At 54.2% G+C, this 21,469-nt stretch carries 12 protein-coding genes and 1 riboswitch; of the genes, 2 read left to right on the top strand and 10 right to left on the bottom strand.

Annotated features, from left to right (window positions below; all coding sequences use genetic code 11):
* Positions 1-88 precede the first annotated feature (88 nt).
* The gene (locus ACFQ2I_RS18950; protein ID WP_377567008.1) at positions 89-346 is read right to left on the bottom strand and encodes a hypothetical protein; all 258 of its coding nucleotides are present in this window, start codon (positions 344-346) and stop codon (positions 89-91) included.
* A 104-nt stretch (positions 347-450) separates the two neighbouring features.
* A riboswitch (purine riboswitch) is annotated at positions 451-552 on the top strand.
* A 114-nt stretch (positions 553-666) separates the two neighbouring features.
* Between ACFQ2I_RS18950 and ACFQ2I_RS18955 the strand changes: the two genes are divergently transcribed.
* Positions 667-1,749: an NCS2 family permease gene (locus tag ACFQ2I_RS18955; RefSeq protein WP_377567010.1), complete on the top strand. Its 1,083-nt coding sequence runs from the start codon at positions 667-669 to the stop codon at positions 1,747-1,749.
* A 54-nt stretch (positions 1,750-1,803) separates the two neighbouring features.
* Positions 1,804-2,352, top strand: a complete 549-nt coding sequence (locus ACFQ2I_RS18960) for a phosphoribosyltransferase family protein (protein WP_377567012.1) — start codon at positions 1,804-1,806, stop codon at positions 2,350-2,352.
* Positions 2,353-2,801: 449 nt separating this feature from the next.
* On the opposite strand, the gene ACFQ2I_RS18965 is transcribed toward ACFQ2I_RS18960, so the two are convergent.
* From ACFQ2I_RS18965 to ACFQ2I_RS19005, 9 genes are all read right to left on the bottom strand, one after another.
* Positions 2,802-4,763, bottom strand: a complete 1,962-nt coding sequence (locus tag ACFQ2I_RS18965; protein WP_377567014.1) for a DUF4838 domain-containing protein — start codon at positions 4,761-4,763, stop codon at positions 2,802-2,804.
* Positions 4,764-4,933: 170 nt separating this feature from the next.
* Positions 4,934-12,076: a DUF2341 domain-containing protein gene (locus ACFQ2I_RS18970; protein ID WP_377567016.1), complete on the bottom strand. Its 7,143-nt coding sequence runs from the start codon at positions 12,074-12,076 to the stop codon at positions 4,934-4,936.
* A 54-nt stretch (positions 12,077-12,130) separates the two neighbouring features.
* Complete coding sequence (locus tag ACFQ2I_RS18975; protein ID WP_377567018.1) at positions 12,131-13,705, bottom strand: response regulator; 1,575 nt, start codon at positions 13,703-13,705, stop codon at positions 12,131-12,133.
* A 15-nt stretch (positions 13,706-13,720) separates the two neighbouring features.
* Positions 13,721-15,499, bottom strand: coding sequence for a sensor histidine kinase (locus ACFQ2I_RS18980; protein WP_377567020.1), 1,779 nt, complete (start codon positions 15,497-15,499; stop codon positions 13,721-13,723).
* Positions 15,500-15,539: 40 nt separating this feature from the next.
* Positions 15,540-16,529, bottom strand: a complete 990-nt coding sequence (locus ACFQ2I_RS18985; RefSeq protein ID WP_377567022.1) for a DUF4838 domain-containing protein — start codon at positions 16,527-16,529, stop codon at positions 15,540-15,542.
* Positions 16,530-16,589: 60 nt separating this feature from the next.
* A complete protein-coding gene (locus tag ACFQ2I_RS18990; protein ID WP_377567024.1) occupies positions 16,590-18,281 on the bottom strand; it encodes an extracellular solute-binding protein in 1,692 nt (563 codons plus the stop codon).
* 53 nt (positions 18,282-18,334) lie between these two features.
* Positions 18,335-19,219, bottom strand: coding sequence for a carbohydrate ABC transporter permease (locus tag ACFQ2I_RS18995; RefSeq protein WP_377567026.1), 885 nt, complete (start codon positions 19,217-19,219; stop codon positions 18,335-18,337).
* 29 nt (positions 19,220-19,248) lie between these two features.
* Positions 19,249-20,268 carry a Gfo/Idh/MocA family protein gene (locus tag ACFQ2I_RS19000; RefSeq protein ID WP_377567028.1) on the bottom strand — a complete coding sequence of 340 codons (1,020 nt, stop codon included), beginning with the start codon at positions 20,266-20,268 and terminating at the stop codon, positions 19,249-19,251.
* Positions 20,269-20,300: 32 nt separating this feature from the next.
* A complete protein-coding gene (locus ACFQ2I_RS19005) occupies positions 20,301-21,311 on the bottom strand; it encodes an ABC transporter permease (RefSeq protein WP_377567030.1) in 1,011 nt (336 codons plus the stop codon).
* Between the last annotated feature and the right edge of the window lie 158 nt (positions 21,312-21,469).

The following is a 21,469-nucleotide window of genomic DNA, read 5'->3' on the forward strand; positions in this document are numbered from 1 at the left end:
GGAGCTTTTTTTCTGTCATGAACCACATATATTTAACATATTTAGCACAATTTAGAACGACTTATTAGAGGCACAATCCATGTCAAGTTTAATGCAACGCTACTGTGGTCGCATACACTGCAAGCGCGATTGCAGGCAGCTTCGCCACTGTAGTGTTGGTCGCATACACTGCAGGCGCAATTGCAGGCGACTTCGCCACTCTAGTGTTGGCTGCATACACTGCAAGCGCGATTGCAGGCAGCTTCGCCACTCTAGTGTTGGCTGCATACACTGCAGGCACGATTACAGGCGACTTCGCCACTGTAGTGTTGGCTGTATACACTGCAGCCGCGTTCGGGCGAGTCACTCCACTAGCTTCAGGTATTCAACTCAAATTAATAAATTCACTTGGCGAAAAAAATGTTGAACATTGTCGAAAAATATGATAATTTTCTATAGGTATTCATACCGAATATAAATGAAAGTCTCCCCCATATATTCCCGAAAATAAGGTTCGGGAGTTTCTACAGAGAAACCGTCAATTTTTCTACTATGGAGTTGGAGTTACTGTTTACGCAAGCATTCTGGTTTCCAAACCATGGGATCAGAATGTTTTTTCGCGAGGCGGCATCTTCTACAATTGATCACTTCATCTGATGATAGGGGCAAAAAAGAAAGGAACGAACAATGGAAGACATACTTCAGGACATTCTTGCTGCGATCAGCGTAGTTCTCAACGGATTGCCGCAGGGACTGCTGGCGCTCGCATTCGGCTTCGCCTCCATTCCCACCGCATTGGCCTTCGTCGTCGGCGCGGTCGGCAATGCCGCTACCAGCAACGTAGCGGTCATCTCTTATCAAGCGGAGACTATCACACTGGCCGGGACGATGGGCAAAAACATGCGGGAGCGGCTGTCGATGATTTTCTTCGGCGCATCCATCCTGCTTATTATCGGTCTGTTCGGCGTATTGGAGCGCGTTATCGATTGGATCGGTCCCGTCATTACAAGCGGGATGATGGCCGGTGTCGGCCTAATGCTGTCCAAGGTCGCCTGGGATATGGCGAAGAACGACCGGATTATCGGGGCGACCTCCATCTTCAGCGCACTAATGGTCTACATGCTGACGAAGGATCTCGTCTATACGATTACCGCATCCGTCATCCTCTCCAGCATCGTGTATAATATAATGAAGAAGAAGAGCGGCTCCGACAAACAAGAAAGCAAGCCCGTTCCTAAAGAAGGGCTGAAAATGCAAAAGTTGATCCTCAATTCTACCGTAGTGCGGGGAGCGCTTGCCATGGCATGTCTCAACATCGGAGCGAATATCGCTTTCGGCAGAATTAATGAAGGCATCGCCGGCCAATCCGTCAATGTCGATACGTTGTCGGTCATCAGCAGCTTGGCGGATATGGCTTCGTCTCTGTTCGGCGGAGCGCCGGTGGAAATTATTATTTCCGCGACTGCGAGCGCACCGCATGCCGTGTGGTCCGGTGTACTGATGATGATCATAATGGCCGTCATCCTGTTTACAGGAATGCTGCCGAAGATCGGCAAATATGTTCCGAGCTCGTCAATTGCAGGCTTCCTGATGATTCTGGGCGCTATGGTAACATTGCCGGGTAATGCAGCCGCGGCTCTGACAGGCGAAGGGGCTGGCTCCGGCATCGTGGGCGGCGTTACAATGGTGATGACTGCGATTACCGATCCGTTCATCGGCATGCTGTCCGGCATCGTGGTAGAGACCTTGATGAACTGGTTCGGCATGTAGCATAGAAGGGCATAGAAATAGTAAAAAGCAGGATTTGGCAGAGGAGGAGCAAGCATGAACACATATACGTTGCACATTGGCGGGCTGACAAGAGAGCTGCCCATTATACCGATATCGGATTCTCTCAGCATCGCGAGCTTCGTCATTCTCGGCGATACGGAGCTTGTGACGCAGACTGCGCAAGATATGGCAGCCAAGCTTCCTGAGGTGGACCTACTTGTAACAGCGGAGGCGAAGGGCATTCCGTTCGTCTATGAGCTGTCCAAGCAGCTTCGCATGAAGCGTTACGTCGTTGCGCGCAAGAGCGTGAAAGCCTACATGGGCGAGACGATATCCCACAAGGTGAACTCCATTACAACGCAGAAGGAGCAGGAGCTCATATTGGAAAAGTCGGATGCGGAGCTCATTCGCGGCAAACGCATCGCCGTTGTCGATGACGTGATCAGCACGGGCGAATCCCTGCTGGCATTGGAGCAGCTTGTGGCGAAAGCAGGCGGCGAAGTTGTCGCTAGAGCGGCTATTCTAGCCGAAGGCGATGCCGCGAAGCGGGACGACATTATTTTCCTCGGCGAACTGCCGCTGTTCCAGCACCAGTCGAAGTAGAGCGCTTGTGCGCAGGTCGGCTCGGTGCTGGCCCTCGGCACTAGGCGTGCGAGGGTTGGCTGCAGGGCTCGGCCGGGGACTAGCTCGCCGTGCTAGACGCTGACGCTTGGGGCTGGACACACGACGCTGGGCCGGATGCCATTGACGCTGGGCCGACTGCCGACGCTAACGGGTGCCATTGACGCTGGGCCGACTGCCGACGCTAACGGATGCCATTGACGCTATTTTAGCCTTATACGTCCACATCTGACTTTAACGGGTGTGACTGACGCTATTTTCTGCAAACTTGCCCCATCGTAACGAAATGAGACAAATTAAGCTCCGCTGTGACCGTTACAATGGCATCACAGGAGAAACTAGACTCTTAGGCTCTCTAGCATCCGTTACAGTATACAAATCCTGCAAATAAAAACCTCTGACGACTGCCGGTACAGTGTCAGAGGTTTTTTTTACAAGCTTCGCAAAGATCCTTTCTCCCTTAAGGTCTGCATCATGTTGTCGCAAGTTCGGATAAAATGAAAGGCATCAAACACGCGCACATAGTCCGGTTCCTTCTCCCAAATATTGAGCTTCACCGCCTCCCAATACAGGTCGGCCCGCTCGGACTCCTCCTCAATGAAGGCTCTCATGGCGGAGACAATGCTGCTCCAAATCTCCCCGTGCAGCGCAATGTAGTTCCAAGACACAATATGAACATTCTGCAAGGAATCCTTGTCATTGCTGAGGTTTCTTCTCAGCACTTCGCTGAAGCGCTGAATCAGTCCCGGGACTTCCTTCAGCAGTTCGAGATTTGCTTCTCCAGCTTGCTCAAGATTAATGCGATCAAACAAGTCTGACCAAGCTTCCATATATTCGAGAGCCAACAGACCGTCATCGCCAAATGTGCTGTGAAAGTAATCCTCTGCCTCTGCCCGTACATTGGTATCGGCATTCCACAATGTGCGCGCCATTACGGTTATGCCCAAGCCATGCGGAAAGAAGGAGCGTTGGACTTGACAGCTCATGTAACCATTCAAGCCAATGTGGCGTAAGTGCTTGATGTCCTCGCTGACGATGCGTGAAATTCGCATCAGGCCGGGATCGAGATAGTGTGCCCACATAAAAGGATAGTCGAAATCGATGCCCTCACCTTCGAACAAGCGTTGCCAAGCTTGAAGGAAAGCCAGATTGCCTGCCACTGTCGGCGGAAGCTCCAGCTTGTTGCGCTGGTAGGCTGGGAGCGGCGGGATCTTCTCCTCCATCCCGAAAGATTGACGATACGATCTTGTATAGGGAGCAAACAACAACATGAAGCGATCCGTGCACTGTATTCGTTCGTGCTCGGGAGGCCATAGCAAATCGATATAAAGCAGGAAGACGATTTTCGTCGAATACGCCTTCGCAGTCAGCGCTGCGTCCAGTTCGTTCAGCAGCTTCACATAACAATCCGACGGGGTGGTCATCGCACATGCCTCGCACTCGCATTGATTGTTCGAACCGTCGGACAGCCATACATGCAGCAGATCGATCTCGGGATGCCGGCCGGCATATTCTGCGATCTCCGCTACCATCTTTGTGCGAACGGATGGATTTGAATAGCATAGATTCGTATTGAGCGGAATCCCGCCGAACAGCTTTCGCTCTCCGCCGATCATCGCCATGCTGGAGAGTGCTACCTCCGGAACATCTCCCTCCCACTTTTCGTCCCAACTGATGCCGCGGATGCCGAACGGCTCACACGTCCAGCCATGTCCGACCGCGTGATAGATCATGCCTCGCTTGGCAAGCTCGCGAACGATTCGGGCCACATACTCTCCCGCCTTTACCAGATCAAAGTCTTCCTCCTCCGGCACAAGGGGATTATGAGCATGCCGGTACCAGCGGGCGAAGAATACATAAGCTTCCCTAAACTGAATAAAATAACTGTTCATCCCTACCTTGGGCAACCAATCAATCATCGCCGTTACATGGTCGATGGACACGGCGCCTTCGATGCATACGCCCCGATGGCGGTAGGACGGAGTCTCTTGCAGATCCACATTGGTATGATATAGCGGCTTGGAAGGAATAAACGCGCCATCGTCTCCCGGACGCACCCATCTGCAGCCTGCTTCCGTCAAGTAACGATAGACCGCTTGCAGGACACTGCGCGGATGAAGTCCCGCGATAATTCCTTCGCAGCCCGTCATCTTCACGGTTATCTCATCATCGTAAGGAGAGAAAAAACCGCTCGAGCTAGCCAGGAGGGAGAATTGCGAATATTCCCCCACCCATATAGCCGGAATGAGATGGTCATATTGTTCAAAGCTTCTAACGGAAACTGGCATCCCCGTCATTGCATGTACATACCGCTCCAATTCGCTTACGGCGAAACGGGTTGGCTCCTGCTTCATCGCGCTGTCGACGACTGCGATATCAATCCGTCTGTTCATCCTCTCATCCTCCAACTCCAAGTAGTGGTTTAAGTCAATAGAGAGCGGCTTCATAGGAATTGAGCGGCATATCGCTAAGATTAAGATAGACAATTGGTTCGTTGGCTGCCAACATGCTTCAACAGATGCCGCATTGCTTTGAGTCTCGCCGCTTTCAGCCCCACCTTCCTCTACCACTCATTCCTAGCGTCTTCTTCACTATCATCCTCATCCATGGCCTCGTCCCGATCCTTCCAGCCGTCTTCCAACGGAAGCACCGAACACTCGGACCCTACCAAGGTAACTTGAGGCTTGCCTAGCGAAGTGTCTTGAATGATGAGCTCATCCATGTACACATCCGTGCCGGTACCGCTTCCTGCGGCGATCATCAGATGCTTTACCGCCTCGCCCGGATGGGCCGCCGCGACCGTTCCCTTATGATCGCCATTCACGTAAATATCTGCAAGGCCCGCCTCCAGATCGAAGTCGATCTTCACTTTGAACCACTCGTTCAGCGCGACATTCGTCGGCACCGGTAACGGCTGGAATTGCGAGCCCGATTGATTGCCCTGCGTCGTCACTTCCATCATGTCCTGCAGCTCGCCTACGAATGAGAAGGCTGTGTCGCTATAGGCTTGATGCACCTTCACATAACGAGCTTGAACCGACATGCCGGAAAGCGTAATAATGCCGCCCGTCTTGTCGAACGTCCAGCCGCTTGCCTGCGTCCAGTCGCCGTCATTGTTGTCGCTCACGTACACTTCCAGATCGCCTGCTTCGATCCGGCTGCTGCCGTCGTTGTCCTTCAGCTTCACTTCCAGCACCGTCTCCACGCGGCCCAGATCGACGCCGATGCTTCTGTCCTTGTAGTCCAGAGCGAAGCCGCCCGAGTACCCGAGATGCGTCAAGTTGCTCGTCGCAGGCGATAGATCGTCAGCAATGTAGCCCGCCACCACATCCACATAGGGCTGGGAAGCGTCCGAATAGCGCACGGTGCCGTTCTCATCGATCTGCAGCATGAAAGCAGTGCCGACCGCATTCCAGTGCGTCGAATAACCTTCCTGCAAGGAAATATGCACATCGCTGTCAAAGCTGGCGCCATTCAGCCATAACGACACGCTGCCCTCTCTCATCGCCGGGAACATACGCGAACCCGCCGTCACCCGCTTCGTCTCTTCATGATCGTGAAGCCTCAGCGAACGCTGCCCTTGCTTGGCGCGGTTCGCACTCGACTCCAGCGTGCCGAACTTCGTCGTCTGCCACCAGTAGTCGTTCGCCAGACGGCTGCCATCGTTCTCCGTCAAGCCGTTATTCTCATATTCGAAATCATCCATAGCGCCGTGGCTGCGGTAGAGGTAACGGTAGAAATCCTCAATCAGCATCGAGTGCGCTCCCTCGCCCGACCAAGCGAACAAATAATCGCCGCTCCCCGCCGGCACATGGTCGGCTTCCGTAACGCGCCGGGATTGTTCGAAGGCGTACCACCCCGGCGCGGACAGGCGCGTCCGGCCCAGCAAGTCGCGATAGCCGTTCCAGCTGCCCGCCTCGTCCGAGCTGTATGCCGCGGTCAGATCATTGCGGTAATAGCTGCCGCTGTTCATGGCATTATGTCCCGACCAATTGAGCAGAATATCGCCATTGTCCATCCGGCTGAGAGCAGGCATCGTATTCGTGCTCATCACCTCGCTATCGGCCACAGGCGTCCAGTTCACTCCTTCATCTGTCGATACGCTGGAGGCAAAGCTGAACTTGTCCGACCGCTGCTGTCTCAAGTACATCTTCAAGGAACCGTCCGCCAGCTCCACGACCGCGCTCTCCGAGATGCCGCCTTCTCCGCCAACGGCAGGAATGCTCAGATCGTTCACACTCTTCGTCCACGTGGATCCATCGTCATCCGAATAGACCACTCCGCCTCCGAATGTACCGTCCGCTCCGATGACGTAAGAGATCGGAGCAACCAGCCGGCCCGAGTCCGTCCGGATCGGATTGGCGTACGTAAGCGCGTAATGCACGGGGTCTCCACCCGCCGTCGTCATTCCTGTCACCTGCACGGGCTGTCCGAATACAGGCTTGCCCTGCTGGAAGCCGGTCGACTTCACGAAGTAGAGATCCGTCCGGCACTGCGAGGCGTCCAGACAATCCGCCGCACCGTTATTCCATACATTGAAGTAATGATAGGAATAGAACATGACGTACACCGTCCCCGTCGCAGGATCAACATATGCCCCGCCGGGGCTGTCCAGCGAGACACCCGCTCGGCTGCCGGGAGAGATGAACGGCTCCGGAGCCGACCAGGTGCGCCCGTTATCGAAGGAGTATTGGGCATGGATGCCTTCTGTCTTCGTCGTCTGTGCCACCAGCGCCAGCGTACCGTCCTGCAGCCGGATCGGCTTCACATTGGCTCCGAATCCAAGCTCGCCTTGCGAATCGTGCTGCTGCAGCGTCTTGTTGCCGTATTCCACCTGCAGCGCTTCCTGCGCCGCGCCGCGGAACGAAGCCGCCGGATTGCCGTAATACATCCATATCGTCGCATCATCAGCGGCAGCCAGCTCCGGAATGCGGACGAAGAAGCCGTCATCGTCCATATAGAAGTGCAGCTCCCGTCCGTTATCGTCGGCGAATCGCACATCGCGGTAATCGCTCTGCAGCTTGCCGGCTGCTATAAGGCCGGCTGTATCAAGCGACTGCTTCGTGACATATACGGCGCGATCATACAATATGCCATTGCCGGAGTTCGCAACCTGAATCTGTTTGCTGTAGCTCCAGTCTCCGCCGCCCGATGCCGTCCAGCTCCCGGCCGGCCTATTGAATACTTTCATCATCTGCTGCAGGTTGGCATTCTGGTACGTAAAGCCGGGATCATCGAAGTGATTATGCACCTTGACATACCTTGCCGTCTCCGAGAAGTTGTACAGGATGATTCTCTCGCCTAACTTCAGGAAATCCCAATCCTGCACCTTCGTATAAGTCGCATTATCGTTACTGACATAGAGCGACAGATCCGGCTTCTCCACGCGGCTCAAAGGTTGGGTGCCGGACAACTCAATAGAGTTGAACGATTGCTCCTCCCCCAGATCGGCGCCGACACTGCGATAATCGTAATCCAGCGCGAAGCCATACGTTGCGCCGAAATCTGAAAGCGCTCCTGTGCTCGGATTATGATCAGACAGCGTGAATCCAATTGATGCGGCCAATACATCCGTTCCGGGTACAACCAGACTGCCCGGTGGTTCCACCGTCACCAGATTTTGCACCCATTCCGCTGGATAGGACAAGCCGTACCACTTCTCAACCTTTACCTTGTCGCCGAGCAGCCCCAGCGTTGATTGTCCTTCGGAGGCAATCCCCCTCCAGCTGTTGAAAATATATATTCCGTCATAACCGGCCTCGTAATATTGATGAGCTCTAAGAAGATATTGTGCTCTGCTGACTCGCGTATGACCGACCTTCAGCCTGACGCCGCGCTTGAGCAATTCTTCCTCCCGCTTCGTCAAATCATGTCCCGACAACGTACCGTTAATATTGCCGTACAGCTTAATTCCCGTATCGTCCGTCAGCTCATGGAACTGTCCAATCTCTTCGAAGAAATCCTCATGTCCGATTGTGCACGGTACAAGCATGTCGACCAGCTCTTGTTCAATCCATGCATCAATATCCAGTCCATACTGGAAATAATCCACATTCGGGATGCGGACGGCAATCGACTTGCCTTCCAGCTCATCACGCACTTCCTGCATAAAAGCTGTCATTATATCCGCACGGAATTGCTGCCATCTCTGCAGCCCTTCCGCCGACGTCTCATTGCGCGGGTCGACGCCGTATTCCGCTTCATAAGCATCTGTCAGTATCGCTTCATAACCGAGCACATAAGGATAACGGCAATAATCGAGCTCCACTCCTGCAACAAGCGCATTCCCTTCCGTATCGCTCACCGTTGCCGCTTCCTTCAGCACATCGATAATATACTGCCTGTATTCCGGGAAAGCATAGCTCATCTGTACGGCCTGCGAGCCGTCTTTCCGCACCTGGCGGTAGCCCTTATCCGTAAACTCTCCATAGCGGTTGCCGTTAAGCCATGGATACTGCGCCTCGTTATAGAAGGCGCTCATCCGCAAGGATGCGATCGTCTCCAAGCCGATCTCCTTGCCGCGGCTCGCCACCAGCGTAAGCGGGTCGTTGCCTGCATCTATATAAGTTAAGACCGTATCCCGCACATGCTTGTCTCCATCCCGCATCAGCGCTTCTTGCTCCGGCGTCATACCGGCATAAGGCATTCCGGCGGCAGCGCTGTCCCGAAGCACGTTCATCGTCGTGCCTAACGCCCAGTGCAGAGCGCTCACATCTTGATTCTCGAATAGATCGACAGCATGCTCGTAGAGTCCCTCCTTCGTATCGTACATGCCGCTGAAAAAATCGCTATAGCCGTCATTATTATAAATGACGCGCTTGCCGTTCGGTCCCTCATCCTGCTTTTGATACAATTCGATTTCTTCGTCCGACAATCCCTTTAGCTTCACATAGGCAATACGCGCTTTCTTGCCGTCCATAGGGCTTATGCGCACGGTGCCGTTCCGGAATTTGGAGGCGAACGCGAACACTTCGTTCATCGCTTTGTCGCCGTATGTTTCCGACGCCTCGGCGATCATATCTCCATCCATGACTATGGTATGCACTTGCCCGTCCTTGCTATCGGATACGATGAAGCCTTCCGTCCCCGTCACATAACCGATCACTACGCCGAACCAGCCCTTCAGCTTGACTGGCAGCTTGAGCTCCAGCGCTTCGTCGGTGTTTTCCAGATAGACGCCGCCGCTATCCGTACCTTCATAAGTATAGCCCGCCGTATTCCAGCCCGCTTCAGCCGCCGTTTGCTTATGCCCTGCCTCAGCCTGCTCCATCGCGGTGAACAAATACATTTCTCCCGGCCCCGCCGTCGCCTTTTTCTTAGGCACAAGCTTATTCACCTTGCTATACACTTCTACATTATGATCCGTCTGACTAACGACTTTAGCCCCATCGACCAGACGAAGCTTCAGTAGCATGCGTCCCGTCTCCCCGCCGGCTTGAAGCGTCAGCTTGCTCGAAGCTCCCGTTGCCGGCTGAGCCCACTCAGACAGCAGCCCTCCTTCACCCGCTTCGCCTTTATACAGCTCTGCCTCCAGCAAGAGCGGATTGCCCCCGTCTTGAAACCGCAGCGGATCGGCATCATATACCGATACGATCGTCTCCAGATGATCAGACTGCGATGTCGGCAGCACTGTTACCCCGGCAATCACCGGCTGGAATTGGCTCCATTCCGGCAGTTCCTCCTTCAGGAGTGAGATTTGTTCAAAGAAGACACGCGTCTCTCCGCTCCAAGCCCCTACTGCATTGTTGATAATAGAAAGGTGGTCCGGTGCGTCAGTAGGCACTCCGGCATTCTCCAGCAAGCCAAGCTTGATTCCGTTCTGGGTGATCATTAGTCGGCCATGCTCATCGTAGGCAATTCCCCACTGATCAAAAAACGCTTCAGAGAGCAGCTCAGCTTCTATCCGCTCGTAGCCGCCGTCACTATTGCCGACCCATAACTGATTCCCATTGTTGAATATGATGCGGTACAGCGTTCCGCCGGCAGCCAATTCCAGCGTCAAGCCTTGCTCAGGTCCCGAAGCAGCTGACTGCACCAGCTCTTCCATCCTGGCTTCGATCTCCAATGCCCATGGCCCATCTCCAATTGCCTTCTCCATCGAGATAGCGGCAGGTGTCGAAGACGCCGTATTCGCGAACGTGAAGTACATCCCCTCTTCAACCGGCAGCATGCCATCCGCCGTACCGCCCGTCCCGGCATGATCCCGGAAGTAAGCCGTCTCTGTAGGCGGCGTTACCGTCCAATCTGCAATCTCCAGACTGGAGGCATCGTCGGCAATAAGGGTATATGGATCTCCGGATGGCGTCTTGTACAGTTTCATGCTGTCTATATATACCTCGGTCGTACCCGCTTCCCAATCCAACGGCGCGTTGACAATCGAGAGCCGATCAGATTGCGTCGTCGCCACCGAAGCATTATCGAAGCGGGCAACCGTCGCATCATCCAGTTGCACGTAGATTGTATCGTGCCCATTGTACATGATCTTCCAATTATGAAAGGCATCATCTTCGGGCATTGCGATTGCTTGCTGCTGGTTCCCGCTGAGCGCCCATATTTTGTTATCGTCATTGAACGTCAGTTTATACCGCTTCCCGTCGGCATGGATATCGAAAGAAAGTCCGCGTTCTGCGTAATAAGCAGACGGCTTCATTAGATCAACGAAGCGGGCGGAAAACTCCAGCACCCAGGCTCCTGCTCCAATCGGCATTTGACGCATGAGAGACGTGTAGGCTCTGTCCTGGCTTGCTCTCTCGTCGCCATAGAACAAATATTGGCCCGCTTCAACCGACTTCATCTCCGCATTGTTCGGATTTCCGAGCGTATTGTCCGCATCTGTAATATATACCCCACTCAGCGGATTGCTGCTCCTGTTCCAGCCCGACTCTTGCAAGCTGGAGGCATCGTCCATGAACAACAAGTCCGTATTGCCCTTCAAGACGGTGAGATCATCGATATATACTTCATTTCTTCCAGCTTCCCAGTTCAGAGGCGCATTCAAAATAACGATAGCGTCCTCTCTGCCGCTCACGGGGATCGCTATATCCTGGAATGAAGCGACAACCTCCCCATCCAGCTTGACGGACACATTCCGGCTGCCGTCATAGGAAAGCTCCCACTGATGGAAAGCATCATCAGCCGGCATGATCACCTCTTCCTGCACATAAGCGCCGCCGGGATTCGTCATGGCCAATATTTTGTTCTGGTCGTTGAAAGTAATCTTATATTCCTGTCCGCCCGCGAACACCTCAAAGCTTACTCCACGGTACGCGGGATGCTGGCTCGGCTTCATCAGGTCGACGAAGCGCGCCTTGAAAGCGACTGTCCATGCGCCAGATCCGATCGGAACAGACTTGGTCATCGTAGAATATTTCACGGTGTCGCTAGCTGTTTTATTTCCGTATAAGAGATAATGCCCCTCCTCCACCTGCTTCAGATCCACGCCATTCGGATTGCCCAGCGATGCGGTTGAATCCGTAATATACACCCCCTCCACTGGCGGAGCATTCAAAATCCAGCCTGCCTCCTGCAGGCTGGTACCGTCATCATGGAACAGGATTTGTTGATCCTGTTCTGACAAACTGCTTACTTCATTTGCGTCGGATGAAGCAGCGACCGATAGCGGCGCCGCTCCAAAAGGCAGCACCCCCACTGTCAATACCATAACCAGCCATGCGCACAACACTTTTTTCCAGTTCCGATTTCTCATATGAAGCACCTCCACTGTTTAATTCAAACCTGCAGCAGTGCTCTCTCCTTATCTCTATCCTTTCATGCGATATTCCTTCGGGCTGACGCCCGCATAGCCTTTGAACTTCTTGTAGAACCAGTCGATATCGTTGTAGCCGACCGCTGCGGCGATCTCGTACACCTTCCGGTCCGTTGTGGCAAGCAGCTCCTTCGCCTTCTCCATCCGGACGCGAAGCAGATATTCGTTGAACGACGTGCCTGTCTCGTCCCTGAACAGCTGGCCCAGATAGGCAGCATTGACATACAGGCTGGAAGCGATGCTCTTCATGCTGATCGCTTCCCCGTAGCGTTCATTGACCCACCTGATTGCCGTTCCCACCATTTGCTCTGCAGGCGATCGCCTTAGCAGCTCCAGCGCCTCCGCGGCCTCCTTGCACTTCCGCTCCGACCATTGCTGCAAGCCGGCAAGCGTCTTCATGCCCATAATCGTCTCATAATCGTCGCGCTTCGGACTAATGAGGCGTTCATAGGGAGCGCCCAGCTCCCTGACAAGTCGAAGCAGCTCCACATACAGCTCCACGACCGCGGACTTCGCATGGGACGCCGGCGCCTGACCGCTTGCGATTGCTTGCCACAGCTGCTGCTGCAGCCCTTCGCCATGCCGGAACTGTCCTTCCTTCATCGCTCCGACGATGGCGGCTATGTCATGTGCATACGCCAAGCTTCCCGCTTGCGCATCCGCCGCAGAGGAGTACCCGGTCCAGCTATGCTCGCCGAGGAACAGCACCTTCTCCAGCATGCGGCGCGCTTCCTCCAGGGAGCGGCTGACGTCCGCCGTATCGTATACGATGCTGCCCGATCCCATTGTAACGCCGATTTTCGCAAATTCCTTCGTATGCGCTTTCATTTTTTCGACCAATTGTATGATCATATCCTGCCGCAGCGGCTCCTCCATTGAGCTGATGACAATGCCGAAGCGCATCTCTTCTAGCGGGAATAAGACGGCTGACGATCCCGCCGCTTCCTCCAGCACATTGCGGGCGGCGAACAGCTTCGTCTGAAGCTCCTTGTCGCTCCAGTCCGGATCTTCCCATTGCGGCAAGTCCAGCTCCGCCGCCAGGCAGCAGATGCCCGGCTCCGCCTTCGGCGCCTTGCCGAGAAGAGATAGCTGCCTCATCGCTTCCGCCGGCGCGATCACGCCCGTCGCCCAGTTCCTCACCGTATTCTCCAGCAGCGCCTGCACGCCGTGGTATAACTTCTGATGCATGATGCGGCGTTCCTCCAGCTCTCTGGCTACCGATTCCAGCAGCCGCTGCACATCCTCCGCCTCCGCAGGCTTGAGTAGATAGTCCTTCACTCCGTACAAAAGCGCCTTCTTCACATAGCCGAAGTCCTCGTAGCCGCTCATGATGATGATCGGCACATCGTCTTCCGCTCGTATATGCGATATAAGCTCCAATCCGCCCATCACCGGCATGCGGATATCGGTAATGATCAACGCATAATGTCCTTCCCGGTACATCTCCAGCGCTTGTCTCCCATTGCGCGCCTCGCCCGTGATTGTGAAGCCGAGCTCCTCCCAATCCAGCAAATACTTCATCGATTTCAATGCTCCGGGCTCGTCGTCTACCAGCAATATCGGATACATTCCTCCCCACTCCCATCACACGAAATCTTGCAAAGGCAGCACCATGATCAATCTGGTCCCTCGACCGACTTCACTCTCTATCAGGATGCCGTACGGCTCACCCAAGCTGATCTTCAGACGCTGATGCACGTTCCGCAAGCCGATATGCTTGGCGGCAAGCGATTGTCCAGCATCGTTCAAGCCGCTCCGCACTTCCTGGAGACGCTCCGGCGGTATGCCCAGTCCGTCGTCCTCCACGATGACATGCAGTTCCCCTTGATCGTTAATGACGGATCGGATCGCGATCGTCGTGCCATCCTCCTTCGGCTCCAGACCGTGAATGATCGCATTCTCGACGAGTGTCTGCAGCGCAAGCTTCGGCACCTTCACCCGATGAAGTGGCTTCGGCACCTCGATGCGATAGTTGAGCCGGTCGCTGAAGCGGAACGACTGGATTTTCAGATAAGTCTCCACGATATCCAGCTCCTCCGCAAGCGTGACCAGACCGCCGCCCTTGCCCAGCACATTACGGAACGAACGGGCAAGCAGATTGACGATCTCCGCATTGGCCCGGTCTCCGTTCTCCAGCAGATTGCCTCTGATCGCATTGAGCGTATTGAACAGGTAATGCGGATTGATCTGAGTCTGCAGCGCGTACAGCTCCGACTCCTTCGTCTTCAGCTCCAGCTCCTTGCGGCCCAGCTCGGAGTCGTACACTTCGCGCAGGAGACGTTGCATCCGCTGCACCATGCCGTTGAACATATGTCCCAGCTGGCTCACTTCGTCATTGCCTTTAATTCGCGGTATAGGCTGAAGATTGTCCATATTGGTGCGCCGCAGCCGAAGCGACAATTCCGTCAGCCTGCGGGTAAGACCTGTCGAGATCAATATATTCGCTACGACGAAGACGCTTAGCGCCGCGAGGAACAGAATGACCGCCATGCTTCGAATTTCCTTCGTCTCCGCCTCCAGCTCATCCAGCGGCACAAGCGAGACGACGCCGATGCCGCGAACGCTGTTGCGCGAGTCTATCGTCCGGTGAGCCAGCAGATAGGCCTGTTCGTCCCGGTATACCACCCGATCCCCCTCGGCAGACAGCAGCTCCGGATAGAACCAATATCCCTCTGCACTCCCCCGGTCGCCAGCTGCCGGATCGCCGCTCCGGAAGTTATCCAGTACGATGCTGCCGTCAGGCAAGTACACGACGAAGTTCGTCTTGTCATTCTCCTTGCGGATCAGATCGGCCACAATGTCCGCTTCCGTATCGATGACGGCGAATTGGCAAGCGTCGAAGTACAGATGATTCAACCGCTGCGTCAGCCGCAGCAGCAACTCGCCGTCACCATCCGCCAGCACGCTCCATCGCTTGTCCGAGACAGCGCCCGATCTTCTGGAGCATCGCGCTTCGTCCGCAAGCGACGGCAGCTCCGATAGCGGCCGGACATCGCCGATATGGAACGAGGCGTTGTCCGTATACAGCTTCAAGCTTGCAATGTCCTTCGACGAGCGCAGCGCGGTCAGCAGCGGCAGCACATGGTCGAAGTAATCCCGATGAGCATCGGGGAAGGAATCATACTGATGCATAAGCCGGTCTTGCAGCAAATCTTCCATATACAGAAAATCGGCAAGCTGCTCATACGAGCCCAACAGCTTGTCCACATTTTCCGTTAATTGAGACAGAGAATAACCGGTATTCTCCATCATTTTCTTAAGCATCGACTTGCGTCCGTGCGACTCCATCAAGAAGGTCAGGGAAGCAAGCAACAGAATGACTACCGCGCTATTGGTCAGAAACAGCTTTGTCCGAATACTCATTGTCGCTTGCCTCCCTTCTGACTGGCTATGCAGTGCCCGATTACTTGGTGCGACCCAGTATATCTCCGTATGCAACGACCGGAGGATGACCATAGCGGCTGAAGTATTCCCGATCCAGGAATACGCCGAAGCTCGAGATCGAGCCAATATTCATATCCCGGTAGAACTGAATATCGTCAGCTGTCTGCTCCTCATTGAAGATCAGCTCTCTGGCTGGCTTCTTCCACTTGCTGAAGAAGGAAGCGTCCAGCCAATAATCAAGCGCCTGAGCGTCTTCCGCACCGAACACTTGCAGATTCCGCTCCAATGCCTTAACGAATTTGCGGTCATCCCGCAGACGGCTTAGCTCTTCAGGCGATCCGTCTGCATAGTTCGGATGCTCATGGCGATGGATGATCGGACCGGCTATTTCGAGGAAGATGCCTTCCGCCGGAGTCACTTGCTGCGGTGGCGATTCCAGGGTATGCATATAAGCAAGATGAGACAGCTTCGCATCGCTCCTTACCGTACGAATCGCTTCCGCAATGGCGTTATTGACCATCAACGTCTGATCGCTGTCGGAATACGATCGGCACCGCTCGCACTTGCACCATGGCTGATTGTCATCCTGCCACATGTAATAGCGCTCCGTTGTAGGCGGCAGCAAGCGGGCCAGACGAACGGCGTTGCCGCGAATCATCTCTAGCGCATCCTCGTGGGACGGGCAGAAATTGGCCGACGGCGTTCGAGTGCCATGCTCATCCATCCGGAACCACTCCGGATACCGACCATACAAGTCTCTGGGCAGTAGCCAACTCATGGCATGGAGCTCATATTCCACTTCAATTCCGAGCCGCTGAAGACGATTCATCCATTGACTGCCTTCCGGAGAATGGACGTATGCGGCAATCTCGTCAATCTTCTCACTGAATTGATTGCTCCCGCTCCAATTATGAATACCTAGCACATTGATCCCGGCTTCATGCAACAGATCCGGCCAAGCTTCGTGCAGATCGTACAGATCCAGTATGATGCCTCTTCTTCCTATCATCCGATAACCACTCCAGTGCCATTCGCATATCACACCCTCTCCCCCTCGGGCAGGGTGCTACTATTTCTTCGTATTTTTTCTCCACAGCTCGGTATAAGCCTCTTCCAACTTCGCAGCTCCGGCCTTGTCGATCTTCTGAACGTAATTCGTCCATAACCGATCGAACTCATCGGATGTACCGGCAAAGATCATATTGGCGGATTCCTTCAGCCAGATTTGCTCTACCCGCTTCATCTCCGCACGCACATCCTCCACTTCGCCAAGCTGGCTCAGGATGGCAGGAATGTATTCCAGCTCCGGCAGGAAGTCCGACCATACTTGCTTACCGTATTGCGCCAGCACTTCATTCGTTCGCTCATCATAACCTTCCTTAATAGAATCCTTCGTAAGCGGTGTTGCATAGTCTCCGTCGGCAAGCTTCGTCCCGTGAGCGAAGTACATCGAAGTGCCGTAGAAGATGGAGGCATGCTCGCTCCAGAGTGCGTCCGGATTGTCTTTCAACTGCTGCTTGTAAGAATCCATCACTCTTCGCTTGCCGTCTGCAACTTCATAATGCCGGCCTTCCACTCCCCAATTGATCAGAATCTGAGCTTCATCGGAGAACATATAATCCAGCAGCTTGATCACTTCCTCCGGATGCTCGGACTTGTCCGATATCGCCCAGTTCCAGTTGGAACGGGTGCGAAGAGAGACGAATGAACGGTCCTTCGCATTCTCATCTTGCATTAGCGGGAAGTAAGCGTACATCAGATCCGTATCGCCGGATGCCCGCATCGTCTTCTCTACTTCAGGCTGCACGTACCAATCGGGGAAATACCCTGCAAGTACGCGGCCTTCTGTAATTTTCTTGGTCAAGCCGTCCATATTGAGCGTGAAGAACTCTTTGTCCAGCATACCGGCATTATAAAGTCTGTTCAAAAACTGATAATACTGCTTCAGCGCATCAGATACATAAATCAGACGGGCCTGGTCGCTGTCGTCGATATAAAATCTGCCATGATTCGTTAGTCCGGCGATATTAAATGACGGTCCTCCCAAGTTTTCTCCTCCGCTGCCGGATGTGCTGAATCCGGAGAACGGAATCATCGCCTTGCCGTCAATCGTCGGATTTTCATCGTAAAACGCTTTCAATACGTCGAACAATTGATCGAGCGTCTTCACTTCCGGGTAACCCGCCGCTTCCAGCACATCGTAACGGATGGCGAACGGCGCCTGAATTTGCGGAGCGGGCTCCGTCGCAATATTCGGCACGTACAGGGAGTAAATGTGTCCGTTCTCATCCTTCAGCAGGTCGAAATACTCACCATACTTTTCTTTTATATTTTTACCGTGCTCCTCGATAAGCTCCTCCAGCGGGATGATGGCTCCGGCTTCCTTGTACTTCGAGATATAGTCCGGCTTCAGAATAAGCGTGTCCTTCGGATAATCGCCGGAAGCGAGCCATAGATCGAACTTCTGATTGCGGTCTCCCGTCACGGTCACCAGGTCGAACTTCACGCCCGCCCGATTACCAATCTCTTGCATGACGGGGTTATTCGGGTCCAGATTCGGGAACAGGTTGGCAGCCTGAACCGTAATCGGCTCCTTCGGCTTCTCAGCAGCCGCAGGTTCCTTCGTCGATTCGCCGGCCTGCTCGCCGCTTGCAGTTCCCGACTTGCCCTCGTTCCCGCCGCTTCCTTCATTGCCTGCGCAGCCTGCCAATGCGGCCAGCATGAGCATGACGGCAAGCAATAATGTAGTCCCTTTCTTCATGTCAACACCCTCTCCATTCTATTCATTATATCATCGGGACTAGCCCGGAGATATCATTCCTTCATAGCGCCAAGCGTCATCCCTTTAATAAAGTACTTCTGCATGAACGGGTACACGAACAGAATCGGCACCGTGACGATAATCGTCATCGTCGCTCTGATCGACTGCGGCGTCGTCATCCGCATGAGCGCATCGTCGACATTGCCCGGCGTCGCATTGATCTGCTCCGTGGAATGCAGCAGAATCTTCATCAGCTCATACTGGAGCAGCGTCAGGCTCTCGCGGCTGTTGAACAGAAAGTTGTCCATCCACGAATTCCAGTGCTGCACCGATACGAACAAGGTGATTGTCGCAATGACAGGCAGGCTGACAGGCGCCACTACGCGCATCAGAATCTGAAATTCGTTCGCCCCCTCCACCTTGGCCGACTCGATTAAGCCTTCCGGCAGCTGCTCGAAGTAGCTTCGCATAATCATGACATTGAATGCGACCAGCAGGGTCGGAATAATGTACACCAGGAACGTATTGGTCAGTCCCAGACTCTTGATGAGCAGATAGTACGGAATAATGCCCCCGTTCACATACATGCTGACGACGATGATCGTATTGAGCCACTTGCGCAGCATATATTCCCTGCGGCTTAGCGTATAGGCCACCATGATGGTGGCGCCGACAGACAGCACCGTTCCCAGCACGGTACGGGCAACTGACAACCACGACGCCGTGAACAGGCGCGGATTCTGGAAGATCAGCTCATAGTTGGTGAGCGTGAAGGCGCGCGGCAAGATATGAATGCCTCCACGCAGCGTATCCAGCGACTCGTTCAGCGAGATCGCCAGCAGATTCAGGAACGGGTACATCGTCACCATACTAAGCAGCATAAGAAAGGTTACATTGCAGGTTTGGAACAAAGCGCCCCCGAGCGATCGCTTCCGCATAGCTAGCAGCACCTCCTTGTTTGTACCAATTATCGTGCCAGAGGCAATTGAACCGCCTTGCCTGAGGCGATCGCTTCATCGATAGCGAAGCAAGCTTCCATCGTATGATAAGCGTCAAAAAAGTCGCAGCGCGTCGTTCCGCCCGATCGAACCGCGTGTACAAAATCGTTAATTTCTTCTACAAACGGATGATGGGACACGTCCCCGCTATCGGGCAGTATGGTGGGGATCGTCGCGTAATCGGTTTGTCCCGGCAATTTGTGGGTATACAGCTGATTGTTCATGATTGCGCCTTTCTCGCCGAGCAGATGCACATTGAACTTGTATGGCGTCTTGCATTCCAGCGATGAAGATACCTTGCCGATGCCGCCGTTTCTCAATTTGAGGATGGCGATAGCATTGGGATCGAACTCATAGTCGGAATCCGCCCATGTACGGCAACTGTAGGCGGACACCTCAGCAATGTCTCCGGCAAAATATCGCACCGCATCCACCGCGTGGCAGCCAGCCGAAAGCATGCTGCTGCCGCCAAGCTGACTCGTCCTGCTCCAGCGGTATTGCCCGTACTGCGGGCCAACGTAATGCCAATAGTCCACTTGCGCCATAAAGATGCGGCCGAGCGCATCCTCCTCTATCAGCGATTTGGTATTGACAAATGACGGATTCCAGCGGAGCACAAAGCTGGCGGCTGTAACCACGGAATGCTTGGTCAATGCCTCCGCCATCTTCCACAGCCCTTGCCGGTTCATCGCAAGCGGCTTCTCAATGACCACATGCTTGCCGCACTGTGCAGCCAGCGCCACTTCTTCTTCGCGTCGGTTCGGGGTGGAACAGAGCACAACGGCATCAATCCCGTCGTCCTTGACCGCTTCTTCGAACCGTTCCGTCACTTGCGCAGCAATCCCCAGCTCAGCCAATCGTCCGCTCGCGAATGCCTTGTTGGCACTGACGACCGTACGAACCTCCGCATCTTCCCGCGCATGGATGGCCTGCAAATATTCACCGGCAACCCATCCGCTGCCGACAACCGCAAATTTCAATTTACTCATGGCTAACCTCCTTGTCATATTGTCCGCTCCGCTTATAGAATATGGGACTGGCCAAGTCTTCTTGCCCAAGCGTTAACGAGCAGAACCAGCGTAATACTGACTACCGACTTGAACATGCTGATCGCGACGCCGTAGGAATAATCTCCAATCTCCAGCGAATACTCCAACGCATACAGATCCAGCACTTGCGAATATTCCATCACCAGACTGTTGCCCAGCAGCATCTGCGATTCGAAGCCTGTCGAGATCAGATAGCCGACGGCAAGGATGAGCAACATGACGGCTGTAGGCATCAGACCCGGCAGAGAGATATGCAGCATTTTGCGAAAGCGTCCCCCTCCGTCTACGTCTGCCGCTTCGTACAGCTCCGGATTAATGCCGGTCAAAACAGCCAAATAAATAATCGTGCTCCAGCCAAGCTCCTTCCACAGGCTGGCAAGCGTATGAATGCCCCAGAACCAGTGCTCCTTCGACATAAAGTAAATGCCTTCATCCAGCCAGCCGAGCGAGATCAGCAGCTCGTTCAGCGGTCCGCCGTCCGGCGACAGCACGTAGGTGACAATGTTGGCGATGACGACCCACGATACAAAGTGGGGAATATACGTAATTGTCTGCACCGTACGCTTGAACAGAGCTACTCTCACTTCGTTCAGCAGCAGCGCCAGACCTATGGCGCAGACGAAGCTGGCCACCAGACTCATCAGGCTCATCGCCAGTGTATTGCGCAGCACGATGTAGAACCAGTCGTCGCTGAACAGCTTGGCGAATTGCTCCAAGCCTACGAATGGGCTTCCGGCAATTCCCTTCGGTATGGCGTAATCCTGAAACCCCATAATCCATCCCCATAACGGAAAGAAGCTGAACACGATTAGAACGGCAATGAATGGAACGGACATGAGCATAAGCTGGTATTGCGAGACCAGCTTCCTCCATCCCCTTCCGGCAGCTGCTTGCTTTCCCCGTTGATCAGATTGCGCCCTGGGGGATGCGCCGTTCGACGCAGTCGTATGTGGTGCGATAATGTCTCCTCCTCTCGCAAGCATCTGAAGTTAATCTCATTATAGAGAGAGACCGACAGGGGCAAAACCGGAGAGATTGCAGAAGAAAAACAGGGGAAAATGCAAAAAGACGCCTTATGGCGTCTAATATACGGGAGATGGTCAGGTGTGGAGGAAGGGGGGAGCGTGATTCCAAACAAACA

Origin of the sequence: Paenibacillus chungangensis, from assembly GCF_042675905.1 — a bacterium.
Taxonomy (GTDB): domain Bacteria; phylum Bacillota; class Bacilli; order Paenibacillales; family Paenibacillaceae; genus Pristimantibacillus; species Pristimantibacillus chungangensis.

Coding starts and splice junctions, on each gene's coding strand:
- ACFQ2I_RS18955 (WP_377567010.1), top strand. CDS start 667: ATGGAAGACATACTTCAGGACATTCTTGCTGCGATCAGCGTAGTTCTC.
- ACFQ2I_RS18960 (WP_377567012.1), top strand. CDS start 1,804: ATGAACACATATACGTTGCACATTGGCGGGCTGACAAGAGAGCTGCCC.
- ACFQ2I_RS18965 (WP_377567014.1), bottom strand. CDS start 4,763: ATGAACAGACGGATTGATATCGCAGTCGTCGACAGCGCGATGAAGCAG.
- ACFQ2I_RS18970 (WP_377567016.1), bottom strand. CDS start 12,076: ATGAGAAATCGGAACTGGAAAAAAGTGTTGTGCGCATGGCTGGTTATG.
- ACFQ2I_RS18975 (WP_377567018.1), bottom strand. CDS start 13,705: ATGTATCCGATATTGCTGGTAGACGACGAGCCCGGAGCATTGAAATCG.
- ACFQ2I_RS18980 (WP_377567020.1), bottom strand. CDS start 15,499: ATGAGTATTCGGACAAAGCTGTTTCTGACCAATAGCGCGGTAGTCATT.
- ACFQ2I_RS18985 (WP_377567022.1), bottom strand. CDS start 16,529: ATGATAGGAAGAAGAGGCATCATACTGGATCTGTACGATCTGCACGAA.
- ACFQ2I_RS18990 (WP_377567024.1), bottom strand. CDS start 18,281: ATGAAGAAAGGGACTACATTATTGCTTGCCGTCATGCTCATGCTGGCC.
- ACFQ2I_RS18995 (WP_377567026.1), bottom strand. CDS start 19,219: ATGCGGAAGCGATCGCTCGGGGGCGCTTTGTTCCAAACCTGCAATGTA.
- ACFQ2I_RS19000 (WP_377567028.1), bottom strand. CDS start 20,268: ATGAGTAAATTGAAATTTGCGGTTGTCGGCAGCGGATGGGTTGCCGGT.
- ACFQ2I_RS19005 (WP_377567030.1), bottom strand. CDS start 21,311: ATGCTTGCGAGAGGAGGAGACATTATCGCACCACATACGACTGCGTCG.